This is a genomic window from Actinocrispum sp. NPDC049592, assembly GCF_040675465.1.
Lineage (GTDB): Bacteria > Actinomycetota > Actinomycetes > Mycobacteriales > Pseudonocardiaceae > Kibdelosporangium.
The window spans coordinates 71,524-83,614 of the sequence record NZ_JBFAPA010000006.1 but is presented as its reverse complement, the minus strand read 5'-3'; the positions used below and the strand labels follow the sequence as shown (position 1 = coordinate 83,614).

Annotated in this window: 10 protein-coding genes; 5 read left to right on the top strand and 5 right to left on the bottom strand. The window is 69.1% G+C overall.

Annotated elements, in window-relative coordinates; translation table 11 throughout:
• Positions 1–128 precede the first annotated feature (128 nt).
• The gene (locus tag AB0J95_RS17250; RefSeq protein WP_364758113.1) at positions 129–2,189 is read left to right on the top strand and encodes a hypothetical protein; all 2,061 of its coding nucleotides are present in this window, start codon (positions 129–131) and stop codon (positions 2,187–2,189) included.
• A gap of 448 nt (positions 2,190–2,637) precedes the next feature.
• On the opposite strand, the gene AB0J95_RS17245 is transcribed toward AB0J95_RS17250, so the two are convergent.
• Positions 2,638–3,468: a siderophore-interacting protein gene (locus AB0J95_RS17245; RefSeq protein WP_364758111.1), complete on the bottom strand. Its 831-nt coding sequence runs from the start codon at positions 3,466–3,468 to the stop codon at positions 2,638–2,640.
• A 19-nt stretch (positions 3,469–3,487) separates the two neighbouring features.
• A complete protein-coding gene (locus tag AB0J95_RS17240) occupies positions 3,488–4,231 on the bottom strand; it encodes an SDR family NAD(P)-dependent oxidoreductase (protein WP_364758109.1) in 744 nt (247 codons plus the stop codon).
• A 70-nt stretch (positions 4,232–4,301) separates the two neighbouring features.
• Between AB0J95_RS17240 and AB0J95_RS17235 the strand changes: the two genes are divergently transcribed.
• Positions 4,302–4,883 (top strand): TetR/AcrR family transcriptional regulator, encoded by a 582-nt coding sequence (locus AB0J95_RS17235; protein ID WP_364758107.1) that lies wholly within the window; start codon positions 4,302–4,304, stop codon positions 4,881–4,883.
• 47 nt (positions 4,884–4,930) lie between these two features.
• On the top strand, positions 4,931–5,728 hold the full coding sequence (locus AB0J95_RS17230) for an alpha/beta hydrolase (RefSeq protein ID WP_364758105.1): 798 nt from the start codon (positions 4,931–4,933) through the stop codon (positions 5,726–5,728).
• 45 nt (positions 5,729–5,773) lie between these two features.
• On the opposite strand, the gene AB0J95_RS17225 is transcribed toward AB0J95_RS17230, so the two are convergent.
• The gene (locus AB0J95_RS17225) at positions 5,774–7,375 is read right to left on the bottom strand and encodes a tannase/feruloyl esterase family alpha/beta hydrolase (protein ID WP_364758103.1); all 1,602 of its coding nucleotides are present in this window, start codon (positions 7,373–7,375) and stop codon (positions 5,774–5,776) included.
• Between the two features lie 451 nt (positions 7,376–7,826).
• Here AB0J95_RS17225 and AB0J95_RS17220 point away from each other — a divergent pair, with 451 nt between their 5' ends.
• Entirely contained in the window at positions 7,827–8,222 is a 396-nt protein-coding gene (locus tag AB0J95_RS17220; protein WP_364758101.1) for a helix-turn-helix transcriptional regulator, read from the top strand.
• Here the strand turns inward: AB0J95_RS17220 and AB0J95_RS17215 are convergent.
• Positions 8,187–9,740 carry an amidohydrolase family protein gene (locus tag AB0J95_RS17215; protein WP_364758099.1) on the bottom strand — a complete coding sequence of 518 codons (1,554 nt, stop codon included), beginning with the start codon at positions 9,738–9,740 and terminating at the stop codon, positions 8,187–8,189. The two genes, AB0J95_RS17220 and AB0J95_RS17215, sit on opposite strands and share 36 nt — an antisense overlap.
• 232 nt (positions 9,741–9,972) lie before the next feature.
• Here AB0J95_RS17215 and AB0J95_RS17210 point away from each other — a divergent pair, with 232 nt between their 5' ends.
• Positions 9,973–11,442 carry an MDR family MFS transporter gene (locus tag AB0J95_RS17210; protein WP_364758097.1) on the top strand — a complete coding sequence of 490 codons (1,470 nt, stop codon included), beginning with the start codon at positions 9,973–9,975 and terminating at the stop codon, positions 11,440–11,442.
• On the opposite strand, the gene AB0J95_RS17205 is transcribed toward AB0J95_RS17210, so the two are convergent.
• Positions 11,439–12,086: a response regulator transcription factor gene (locus tag AB0J95_RS17205; protein ID WP_364758095.1), complete on the bottom strand. Its 648-nt coding sequence runs from the start codon at positions 12,084–12,086 to the stop codon at positions 11,439–11,441. The two genes, AB0J95_RS17210 and AB0J95_RS17205, sit on opposite strands and share 4 nt — an antisense overlap.
• Positions 12,087–12,091: the final 5 nt, after the last annotated feature.

Genomic DNA, 12,091 nt, shown 5'->3' with positions numbered 1-12,091 from the left:
CAGACGTAGCGGTCCGGCCGAGTCGCGAGATAAGAGCGGGAACACCGGGTTTCAGACGGCCTTCACGAGGTTTGCGTCAAGCAGAGCGTGGCTGGTCCCACCCGCCGCCGTGCCGCTACGTTGACTACGTGATCGACTACCGCGCTGAGGCCGAGCGCGTCCTGGATGGCCCGCCGGGCAAGCTCGCGTTCCGTGCGCTCTGCGCTGCCCTGCACCGCGCCGGGAATCCCGAGGACCTGGTCTCGCACGCCGACCAACGACTGGCCGCATGGCCCGATCCGGTTCGCGAGGCGCCCTGGTCCTGGCTTGCCGCGCTCGACTCCGGTGTCAGCAAACCCGGGTGGCGGCTCGTCCGGTCCCTCGGATTCCGGTCCGCCCGCGCCGGCACCGCCGCCCTCGCGCTGCCGGATCCCCGCACGGAAGCGCACGGCGTCACCCACCTCGACCTGGGCTGGTACGGGCCCGGAGGCGGCCGGCTGGCCACATTGGTCGACACGATGGACCAGTGGGACAACCTCCGGTCGGTCAAGATCGCCGGACTCAGCCCGCTGTACACGGAGATCGTCGCTCGGCTCGCGGAGCACCCCGCCGTCGCGCGGCTCGAGTCGTTGACCTTGGCGACCGCGCAGGAGGACCTGTTCCAGTTCGACAAGCCACGATTCCGTCCGTCTGCCGGGCAGCCATGGCGCCTGCGCCACGTGGGTCTGCGGGCGCTTGATCTGGCTCACCTGATGCGCTCGGACCTGGTGCCGGACCTGCGCTCGGCCGAGGTCCTGGTGGCGAGCCTCGACGAGGCGCGAGAGCTTGCCGAGTGTCCCGGCCTCGCGCGACTCGACCGGCTGGCCATCGGGTTCCGTTGTGGCTGGAACAAATCGCACCCGGGGTGGACGCCGTTCTTCGGCAACGTCATCGAGGAAGACGACGAAGCTTGCGAGGAATTCTTTGCCCGCGCCGACCTGACCGGCCTGCGCACCCTCGAAGTCCAGGGCACGGCGCTGGGACTCGGCCGGGAAGGGCTCGGCGCCCGAGGCGCGGCCGCTATTGCCGCCAGCGGAGTGTTGCGCCGGCTGACCTCGCTCACCCTCGAACTGCTGCCGCTCGGTGACGCGGCCCTCACCGGCATCATCGCGGGCATCGACCATTCGCTCATCGAGCAGCTCACGCTCGCGGATGTCGTCGCCACCGACGTGACGATCTCCGCCTTCGCCGGACCGTTCCCACGTCTGCGCCACCTGGATCTGCGCGGAAACTGCCTGGGCGCGAACGGCGCACAGCGGTTGGCGACCGAGGTCCGGCTGCCCGCGTTGGAATACCTCGATCTCAGCGGTCGCGTCGTCGGCTCGCCCTACTACGGGCGCCCTTCCATCCAAGCGATCGGCGACGCGGGCGCCGCAACCTGGGTGTCATCGCCGAACGCCACGAAACTCACCACTTTGAAACTGGCGGCCACCGGGCTCGGCGCGAACGGCCTTGCCGCGCTGATGAGTTCCGGGCTGCGGCTGGAAAACCTCGATGTGTCGCGCAATCCGGTGGACGCCTGGCCCGAGTCCCTGGACAACTGGGGAACGCTGCGGACCCTGAACCTCACCGAGTGCGGTCTCGGCGATGACGACATCGAAGCCATGACAGCGGCCACCGCTCCCGATCTCCGCAGCATTTCGCTGGCCTACAACAGCATCCGTTCGCGTGGCGCGCGAGCCCTCGCGGCCTGGAAGGTCCTGCCGCAGCTGTGGGAACTCGACCTGCACGACCACATCATCGGTGACGATGGCCTGATCGACCTGGCCGTATCCCAAGCGGCACAACAACTGCTCGAACTCGGCCTGGAACAGGACTGCTGGAACCCCAACGCCCGGCGCTATGACACCCCGTTGCCGCCGGAAGTCGTTGCCCAGGAATCGTTCCCCAACCTCGACGCGATGTTCCTCGGTGTCGTCGACGGATACCACGGCGCCCGCTACTCCAGCGGCTTCCCGCCCCGCATCCGCGAGGATCTCGCGAACGCACCCACCACCCGCCCCGAGCTGCGCGCCTTCCTCAACCACCTCGATATGGACGAAATCGGGGAGGACTCCGAAACCAAGCCGCGCGACAACGACTTCCGCCCAAACAGGACCGCCCGTCACGCCGAACGTATCGAGGAAGCCAAGTCCTTTGCCCACCGCATGATGACCGGCGGAGACCGGTAGACTTGGGCCGTTGACGAAGTCTGCCGCGATGGCGCTTGCCGAGGTCCTGGCGCACTGTGGCGGCAACCCGGGAGACGCGGCCGTGGCGCCAGCCGGTCACGCTCAACTCCTGATGACGTGGAGCGAACGCCGGGACAGGGCTGGACGCAGGTGAGCTCAAGCAGAAGAGCGGCGGGCTGCGCACGTACACGCTGGATGGCGCAGATCGTGTCCGGCGCGCATTTCCTTGTGGTGCAGGGGTATCCGCCGTTGATCCGGCTCGCGACCCGGTCACCTGCACGGGGCGGCTGACCGGGTCGAGCCGGACGAAGACGACTGCGTTCGTGGCCGCGGGCTGGTCGACCTGCGACTCCGGTGGCAGGTGCAGGACCTGCTGGACACGTTGGCCGAGCAACCCGGACTCATACCGGTGGAGATCGGTGATGTCGACGACACAACGGGATGGTGGTTACGGCTGGTCCTGTTCGGCTTCGATCTGGGCGTTCCATTCGCGTTTGCTGGACTGCCAGCCGTCCTCGTTCAAGCCGTTGCGCCAGTAGCCGGAGATCGACAGCTGCGACAGCGGGATCCCGCGCTCGACCCGCAGGTAGCGGCGCAGGTCCTTGACGAAGTTGGCCTCGCCGTGCACGAACGCCTGCATCTGGCCGTCCGGGAACTCGAAGGACCGCACGGCGGGCACGAGTGCCGAGCCGGGCCGCTCGTCGCCGCGGTAGAGCCAGATGATGTCGGCGGCTGCCGGGGTCTCCAGTTTCTGCACCTCCGCGGGGTCGATGACCTCAATGAACGCCGTCACCCGCGCCCCGGCGGGCATGCCTTCCAGCGCCGCGGCGATGGCCGGGAGGGCGCTCTCGTCACCGGCGAGAAGGTGCCAGTCGGCCTCCGCGCTCGGCGCGTACCCGCCGCCGGGGCCCATGAAGAAGACCTGGTCACCTGGTTTGGCCCGCAGCGCCCACGGGCCCGCGACGCCGACGTCGCCGTGGATCACGAAGTCGACCCAGAGCTCCGGGACCTCCGGTGACCAGCGGCGGACGGTGTACGTGCGGATGACCGGCCACGTCTCCGGCGGCATGCCGGCCCGGATGGCGCCGACGTCGAACGGCTCCGGGTAGGTCACGCCGGGCTGCGGGAAGAGGATCTTGATGTAGTGGTCGGTGAACTGGTCGGCGGGCAGCCCCGCCAGGCTGTCCCCGCCCAGCACGACCCGCACCATGTGCGGGGTGAGCTGCTCGACCTGGGACACCACGCCCATGTTCGCCTTGCGTTCGCGCCGTTCTGCCATGATCCCCACGTTAGCGCGGTCAGCGCAGGACGAGCCCGCCGGCGACGTCGAGGGTCAACCCGGTCAGCCACGCGGCCTCGTCGGAGGCCAGGAACGCGGTCGCCGAGGCGACGTCGGCCGGCTCGCCGACGCGCCCCAACGGGTACGACTGGGCCATGGTCCGCTGCATCTCCGCGGGGATGTCCCGCTTGCTCCGCTCGGTCAGAATCGCCGCCGGGGCAACACAGTTCACCCGCACACCGCTCGGACCGACCTCCTGCGCCAGTTTCCGGGTCATCATCTCCACGCCCGCCTTGGCCACCGCGTACGGGCCGGGGGAGTGGACGGTCGGCTGCCGGGACGCGGTCGACGACATCGTCACGATCGACCCGCGCCCGCGCTGCATCATGCCGGGCAGGAACTCCTTCACCGTCAGGAAAGTCGCCGTCAGGTTGCCGTCGATCGCGGCGAGCCACTCGGCCAGGGTGACGTCGACCATCGGCTTGGGCCGGGCCGGGTTCCCGCCGGCGAACGCCACCAGGATGTCCACCGGTCCCAGCTGTTCTTCGGTCTGCCGGCGTATCCCGGCGATGTCGTCGGCGTTGGTGACGTCCGCCCGCACACCGATCGAACCCTCCACTGTGGACACCATGGCCGCGAGCGCCTCCTCGTCGCGTCCCACGATGGCCACCCGGGCGCCGAGCTCGGCGAGCTTCGCGGCGGTGGCCGCGCCGATCCCCCGGGATCCGCCGGTCACGACCGCGATCCGTCCGGTGAGGTCCATCTCCCGCTCCCTCCGTGCTACCATTTCGTTGGACAGACCGTACATCCAATTAAGCGCCGGAGGCAACCCGATGAGCCCACGGGGCTACCACTCGGAGAAACGGCAGACCGCCGCCGACGAGACGCGTCGCCGGATCCTGGAGACCGCGCGCCGGGTGCTGGCCGGCCGCGGCGTTCCCCAGCTGACCATCGACAGCGTCGCCGCGCAGGCGGACGTGTCCCGGCAGACCGTCTACAACGCGTTCGGGTCGAAATCCGGCCTGCTCGAGGCGCTGTGCGACCACCTCGCCGAGCGCGGCCGGATCGACCGCATCGCCGCGGCCTTCACCGCCCCGGACGGCACCGACGCCATCACCCTGTTCCTCACGGCGTTCTACAAGTTCTGGGCCACCGACCGCACCGTGACCAGGCGCCTGCGCGGCCTCGCCACCCTCGACAAGGACCTCGACGCCGTCATCAAGGCCCGCAACGCCCGCCAGCGCCAGGGCTTCGCCGCCCTGCTCGACCGCTTCCCCGACCTGGACACGTCCGGCCGCGACCGCGAACAGACCCTCGACCTGCTCTGCGCCCTCGGCAGCTTCGAAACGTTCGACACCCTCGACGGACAGGCCGCGCTCGCCGTCACCGCCGCTCTTGCGGTGCTCCGGCAGTGACAGGGCGGCGTCAGGGCGGTGACAGTCCGGGCGCTCAAGGTGGGCACATGACAAAGAACGGAACTCTTTCAACCGATTCGGTGTGGACCGGCATGGTGGCGGTCGACGACACGGAGCTGGCGGTCACCGACACGGGTGGTCCTGGTGTCCCGGTGGTGTACCTCAACGGCCAGTTCGCCACGCAGGGCTACTGGCGGCGGGTCCTGGCGGAGCTGGGGACGGAATGGCGGCACATCACGTTCGACGAGCGGGCTCGCGGCAAGTCGAAGCGTTCGGCGGACTACTCGTTCGAGGCCGCCGTGCGGGATGTCGACGCCGTGCTCGCGGCGAGGGGCGTGGAGCGCGCGGTGGTGGTGGGCTGGTCGTACGGCGCGGTCGTGGCGGCGCACTGGGCTCGCCGGAACCCGGACCGCGCGTTGGGGGCGGTGCTGGTCGACGGCGCGTTCCCGCACGACTGGCTGGATGACGCGATGGAGCAGCGGATCCGGAAGCTGTTCCGGCGGCTGAACTGGTTCATGCCGTTGCTGCGCCCGACCGGCCTGACCCCACGGATGAGCGCCGAACAGCAGGCCGAGAGCAACATCGAGCTGGGCAAACTGTCCCGTGAGCGCGAGCTGCGGCCGGTGCTGGACGCCCTCACCGTCCCGGTACGGTACGTGGTGGCTTCGGGGACGTCCCTCGGCAGCCGCGGTGACGAGCAGGAACGGATCCGCGCCGGCCTCGACGCGGTGATCGCGCACAACCCGAACATCAAGCTGGGCGCGAAGGTCCAGAGCAACCACGGCGCCATCCTGCGGAAGGACTCCGGCGCCATCGCCGCGGCCGTCCGCGAGTTGACGGCGTGACCGACGATGTGGAGGTGCTGTGGCAGCGGCACCTCCACGTGTCACTCAGCGGCAGCGGTAGCTCGACGCCGCCTTCGGGTCACCGTGACCCGAGTAGCGGGAGAGCTGGGGGAGCGGGCAGAGGTCGCGGTTCGCGGAACCGTCCTTGCTCGCCGCCGCCAGCGTCGCCGGGGCCTTGCCGTGCTCGACCCAGTCCACCAACGCGCCCAACGGGTTCGTCGGAACCAGACCCGTCGCGTCCGAGCAGTGCTGCGCGCCCGGCGCCAGGAACAACCGGTAGAAGTCGTTCACGCGGCCGGCGCCGCCCATCCGCCGTTCCACGTCCTGCCGGTACTGCAGCGTGCCGCCCGGCGGGATCAGCTGGTCGGCCGTGCCCTCGAAGCTCAGCAGCTTGCCACCGGCCCGCCGGAAGTCCCACAGGTTCGCATCCGATGTGCCGATGACGTCGTCGTACTCCCGCACCGACTGCCGGAACAGCTCCCGGAACTGCTGGTAGGTGATCTTCGAGGTGTCGAAGGCCGGATCGCGCTCCAGGAACGTCTGCACCCAGTGCACCGCCACCGGGAACCCCGGCGCGAACAGGTTCCCGCTCGGATCCGCCTGAGTTCCGGCCAGCCAGCCGAAATCGGCGCCCTTCGGCAGACCCGCCCACAGGCTCCGGCCACGTTCGTCGGTCGGACCGGCCCAGATCTTGCGCATGACGTCCGCGTCGGCGGCCGTCACGGTGATCTCCTTGCCGTCACACAGGATCTTCGTGCCGACGAGCCGGCGCGGGTCGTAGCCGCACTCGTCCGGGTAGTCGATGATGCCGTTGGTGACGCCGTCGTTCGCGTCGCAGGCCTTGACCGCGGCCTTCTGGAACTCGCCCAGCACACAGTTGCCGACGAAGTGGTGGTCCTGGTTCATCACGGTCTGCGGCCACAGGGTCGCCACCGCGAACTGCGTCCAGTTGACCGCCGGTGCCACCGCGAGAATGCCGTCGAAGTCGTCCGGGTAGTTCTGCGCCTCGGCATAACCCTGGCGGCCGCCGGTCGAGCAGCCGTTCCAGTAGGCGTACGAGACCTCGCGGTGGAAGTGCTTCCTCGTCACTTCCTTGCCGATCACGGCCGCCTCGTGCACCGAGCGGGTGGCGAAGTTGGTCAGCAACGGCTGGTTGGTCCTGCCGTCCGCGGTCAGCCCCCAGGTGGTGTCCAGGCCGGTCAGCGGCACGCCCGCGTCGGTCGACACGGCGGCGTAGCCGTCCTTGACGGCCTGGACCATCGGCGCGCCGAACCCAGCCGCGGTGTACGCGCTGCCGCCGGTCGCCTGCAGCCGGCCCGACCAGCCCGTGTCCGGCAGCGTGAGCGCGACTTTGACGTGGTCATTCGCGCCGGAATGCGTGAGCGCGACGGTGATCTCGCAATAGGCGGGAACGTCGGTGAGGGTGATCGCCGGTGAGAGGGGAGTGGCCGGGAACGACACTGTCCCGCCCGGCTGCTGTACCGCCTGCATCGATTCGATCTTCGCGCCCTGCGGCGCGGTGAGCGGCACCGAAGCGCACGTGACCTGCTGTTGTGGCCCTGTCTGCGATGAGGCGGCCGCCGCGGTGAGCGGGATCAGCAGGGCCAGGGGCACGGCCGCCGTCAACAGTTTTGTTGAAATTTTCATGGATTCGGGGTTCACCTTCCGGCTCGATCGGGAATACCTTCACAGGCGAATTGATAACCTGTCAAGCCGGTGATGAGTTTTGTGATCGAGAACTGGTTACAATGGCAGATTCATGCCATTCGTCACCCCTTACAGTGGTGACGCGTGTGAGATGGGGGAAGGTTCGCCCAGGTCAGGGGCAGGGTGGCTGGTAGGTACTGGCGTTCGTGGCCGCGTCCGAAGCCGATCCGCAAGCCGTCGTGGACTACACCGGGCGCAGCAAGCGGCACCTCGCCACCATGCACATCAAGGAACCCATCGGCCGCGAAGACCCCCGGCCGAACGGATCTGCGCACTGGCGGAACTTGGCCGGAGAGCAGAAGCCGAGGCGGAGCTGGCCGAGTTCGAGCAGCGCTACGAACGGTTCCCGAGGGTGTGGATGCAGCCGGTGCTGGTCCGGGGCCGGGCAGTGGTGAGAAACGACGCCGAGCTGGAAGTGGACCCGCGGTGGCCGAAGTTCGACCAGGCCAGGGTGTTGTTGCTGCGCGGCCGGTTGCTGCGCCGGGCCCGGAGGCCAGGCGCAGCTGCGACGGCGTTCACCGAAGCCGAAGCGATCTTCAACGGCTACCCGGTGTGGGCCGCCATGGCTCGCGATGAGCTGACGAGAGTCGGCCGTCGGCGCACGAACGCCCACCTGACCGGTACCGAACGGCGGGTTGTCGAGCTGGTCGTCACAGGTATGACCAACAAGCAGGTCGCGGCCACTCTGTTCATGAGCCACCGGACCGTCGAGTCACACGTCGCCCGGGCCTACCGCAAGCTCGGCATCCGGTCACGAGCCGAGCTGATGCGCGCCACGGCGGGGTAGCGGCGCGCAACAGGATCCCATTGGCAGCACGGTTTCCGGTGGTGGGATCAGCTTGGCCTTGGCCTCGACGTCCGCGAGCATCCGTTCGCGCTCGGCGCGGCTGATGAACCGTCCATTGGCGACGACCGCGTGGATCCGGGTGGTGTTGCGGATGTCGGCCAGCGGGTTGCCGTCCACCACCAGGAGGTCGGCGTACTTGCCGGGCGTGACCGTCCCGCTGACGTGCTGCAGGCCGACCGTGCGCGCGGCATCCCGGGTCGCGCTCAACAGCGCCTGCATCGGCGTGAACCCGATCCGCACCATCAGTTCCAGCTCGTCGTGCAGGCAGAACCCGCCGAGGATGTACGGCGCCAGGAACCCGCCATCGGTGCCGGCGACCATGGTGACGCCAGCCGCCGAAGCGTCCCGCACCAGCCGCGCCGAAGCCTCGAAGAACGCGCGGTTGGCGGCGATCACGTCCGGCGGCGGGGTCGGCCCGAGCGCCCACCGCAGATCCACGACCCACTTGGGCATGTACTTCTCGCGGCTGGGATCGCGGATCTCCGCGGGCGTGGAGGTGAACAGTTTCAACACGGTCAGCGTCGGCGTCAGGAAGGTGCCGTTGCGTACCAACGAAGCGAACACCGAGGCCGCACGCGCCGGGTCGTAGGACTTGATCGCCTGCCGCTCCAGTTCACGCACGGCGAAGAAGAACGCGAACGGGTCCGCCGGAGTGGTGGGCATCGACCGGATGGTCTGCCTGATCGTGTCACGGTCGCGGGACACGTCCACGTACAGCGCGTAAAGGTGCTCCTGCGTGCGCATCCCAAGTTGGCTTGATCGGCCGACGGACATCCGGTCCGGCGCGTGCCCGGCGATCGGCAGTCGCAACCGGGCGGCCTCCTCACCGACAGCGGCGAGAGTGTCCTCCTGCAGCAGCGAGTACACCTTGACGAAGTCGGCGCCGTCCCGCTTCGCCTGCCGGACAGCGGCACGTGCCTCGGCCGGTGTCCGCACCTGGAACGGTTTGTTGTCCTTCCACAGGTTGACCAGCCAGGAGTCGGGACCGTCCACGATCGTGCTCGCGACCACCATCCGCGGCCCCAGCAGCTCACCGGACGAGATCCGCCGGTGCACGTCGCGCACGAACGGAAAGCCCCACATCTCCCGGACCGAGGTAACACCGTTGGCGATGTACAACGGCAGCAGTAGTTGTTCGAAGTCCGCGGTGTGCGTGTGCATGTCCCACAGTCCAGGTAGGACGTACTTGCCACGCAGGTCCACCACGCGCACGCCCGCCGGTGGCGCGATCCCTTGACGGCCGACGGCGAGGATTTGGTTGCCTGCCACAACGATCGTCGTGTCCGGGCGTGGTCCCGCCCCGGTGCCGTCGATCAGCGTGGCGTTGGTCAGCACGAGAATGTCGCGCGGAGCGGCCGCCGCAGCGGTCCCCTCCGCCATGGCGGAGCCGGCTGCGGCGAGCACGAGCCCGCTCTTGGCCAGCCAGGAAAGAAAGGTTCGCCGGTTGGGTACCGACATGGTTATCACCCCCAGTGACGCAGGTCACATTAGCCCTTGATGTGTGCTGTGCCTAGGGATTGCGCGATTCTTGCGGATATGGGCGGAAATTCGGGTGAGTCCCGCGCGTTGATAGGAAAGACTCTGGTGTCACCGATGAGTTCCGCAGGGCGTCCTGGTCTGTATCGGTGACACCGCAACGTCGCTGCCTGGGGGCCGGGCCGCGACCCGGAGCCCAGCGAGGTAGGACCAGATGTCAGCTCTCAGCCCGCGACCGGCCACCAAGGGCAGAACACCCACCGTGGTGCGGCTGCTGGTGCTGGCCACGTTCGTGGTGATCCTCAACGAGACCATCATGATCAACGCCATTCCCCGGCTGATGGAGTCGTTGCACGTCACCGAGCAGTCCGCGCAGTGGGTGTCCACCACGTTCATGCTCACCATGGCCGCGGTGATCCCGATGACCGGCTGGTTCCTGCAGCGGGTCACCACCCGGCAGGCCTACGCGACCGCGATGGGCGTGTTCCTCGCGGGCACCGTGCTGGCCGCCGTCTCGCCGTCGTTCATCGTGCTGCTGCTGGCCCGCGTCGTGCAGGCCGCGGGCACCGCCGTGATGATGCCGCTGCTGATGACCACGTTGATGGTCGTGGTGCCCGAGCATGACCGCGGCCGGGTGATGGGCAACGTCACCCTGGCCATCTCGGTGGCGCCCGCGCTCGGACCGGCCGTGTCCGGCCTGATCCTGCAGGCCGGGTCGTGGCGGCTGCTGTTCGTGGTCGTGCTGCCGATCGCCGGAGTGGTCGGCGTGCTCGGCCTGCGCAGGATGACCGACATCGGCGAGCCGCAGGTGAGCTCGATCGACTGGTTCAGCGTCGTGGTGGCCGCGCTCGGCTTCGGTGGCCTGGTGTACGGCCTGAGCCTGTTCGGCGACCCCACCTCGCCGGTCGCGCTGGGCATCGGCATCGTCGCCGCCGGGGCCGCCACCATCGCGGTGTTCGTGGTCCGCCAGCTCAGGCTGCAGCGCTCCGGGACGCCGCTGCTGGACCTGCGCACCCTGCTCAACCGCACCTACCGGCAGTCGCTGGTGCTCCAGGCGATCGCGTTCCTGGCCATGCTGGGTTCGATGATCCTGTTGCCGCTGTACCTGCAGAACCTGCGCGGGCTGAGCCCGCTGGCGACCGGCCTGCTGGTCATGCCGGGCGGTCTGGCGATGGGCCTGCTCGGGCCGACCGCGGGCAAGGTGTACGACCGGTTCGGCGCCAGGCCGCTGGTACTGCCGGGGACGATCGGCATGGTGCTCGCGCTGGCCGGGTTCGCGCAGATCTCCACCACGATGCCGTACTGGCAGATCCTCAGCCTGCACACGTTGCTGATGCTGAGCCTGGCCGCGATCTTCACCCCGGTGTTCACGCTCGGCATGGCCGCTCTGCCCGAGCACCTGTACTCGCACGGCAGCTCGATGCTGGGAACGTTGCAGCAGGTCGCGGCGGCGTTCGGGACCGCGCTCGCGGTGACGGTGCTGTCCGCGCGGGCCAGTGCGCTGATCGCCGACGGTGTCGCTCCGGCGGCGGCGCAGCTGAGCGGGATGCGGCTGGCCTTCGCCGTGTCGGCCGCCCTCGCGCTGCTGACCGTGGTCGTCGGCGTGCAGCTGACCCGCCGCCGCAAGGACCCCAAGCGGGACCCCGTCGACGAGACCGAACCCGCCGTCGCCGTCGTGGACTAGTTGCCGCGGAACAGGCCGGCCTGCTGGGCGAGCAGGGCGGCCTGGATCCGGCTGGTCACCTTGAGCTTGGTCAGGATCGAGCTGACGTGGTCCTTGATCGTGCCCACGCTCAGGTGCAGGCGGATGCCGATGTCCGAATTGGACAGTCCGTCGGCGACGAGGGTGAGCACCTCGCGTTCGCGGGCGGTCAGGCGGGCGACGCGACCGGCAGCCGCGGGGGTGGCGCCGCCGTCCAGGTAGCCGTCCACCACCGAGCGGATCACCTTGTGGGACAACACGATGCCGCCGCCCGCGAGGTTGCGGACCAGCCCGGCGAGCTGCTGGGGATCGGTGTCCTTCAACAGGAACCCGGCGGCGCCTTCGCGCAGCGCGGCGGCGATGTACTCGTCGGAGTCGAACGTGGTCAGCATCGCCACGACCGGCGGGTCGGGCAGGGCGCGGAGCTGCCGCAGGATCGTCAGGCCGTCGACATCGGGCATCCGGATGTCGAGCAGGACCACCTCGGGGCTGTGCCGGGCGATCTCGGCCATCGCCGTCCCGCCGGTCGCGGTGGCCACCACGTCGATGTCCCCGGCGGCCTGCAGGATCAGCTGGAAACCGGACCGCACCAACGCCTCGTCGTCCACGACGACCACCCGGATCATGATCG

Excerpts from the sequence above, each read along its gene's own strand:
- AB0J95_RS17245 (WP_364758111.1), bottom strand. The coding sequence starts at position 3,468 with ATGGCAGAACGGCGCGAACGCAAGGCGAACATGGGCGTGGTGTCCCAG.
- AB0J95_RS17240 (WP_364758109.1), bottom strand. The coding sequence starts at position 4,231 with ATGGACCTCACCGGACGGATCGCGGTCGTGACCGGCGGATCCCGGGGG.
- AB0J95_RS17235 (WP_364758107.1), top strand. The coding sequence starts at position 4,302 with ATGAGCCCACGGGGCTACCACTCGGAGAAACGGCAGACCGCCGCCGAC.
- AB0J95_RS17230 (WP_364758105.1), top strand. The coding sequence starts at position 4,931 with ATGACAAAGAACGGAACTCTTTCAACCGATTCGGTGTGGACCGGCATG.
- AB0J95_RS17225 (WP_364758103.1), bottom strand. The coding sequence starts at position 7,375 with ATGAAAATTTCAACAAAACTGTTGACGGCGGCCGTGCCCCTGGCCCTG.
- AB0J95_RS17215 (WP_364758099.1), bottom strand. The coding sequence starts at position 9,740 with ATGTCGGTACCCAACCGGCGAACCTTTCTTTCCTGGCTGGCCAAGAGC.
- AB0J95_RS17210 (WP_364758097.1), top strand. The coding sequence starts at position 9,973 with ATGTCAGCTCTCAGCCCGCGACCGGCCACCAAGGGCAGAACACCCACC.
- AB0J95_RS17205 (WP_364758095.1), bottom strand. The coding sequence starts at position 12,086 with ATGATCCGGGTGGTCGTCGTGGACGACGAGGCGTTGGTGCGGTCCGGT.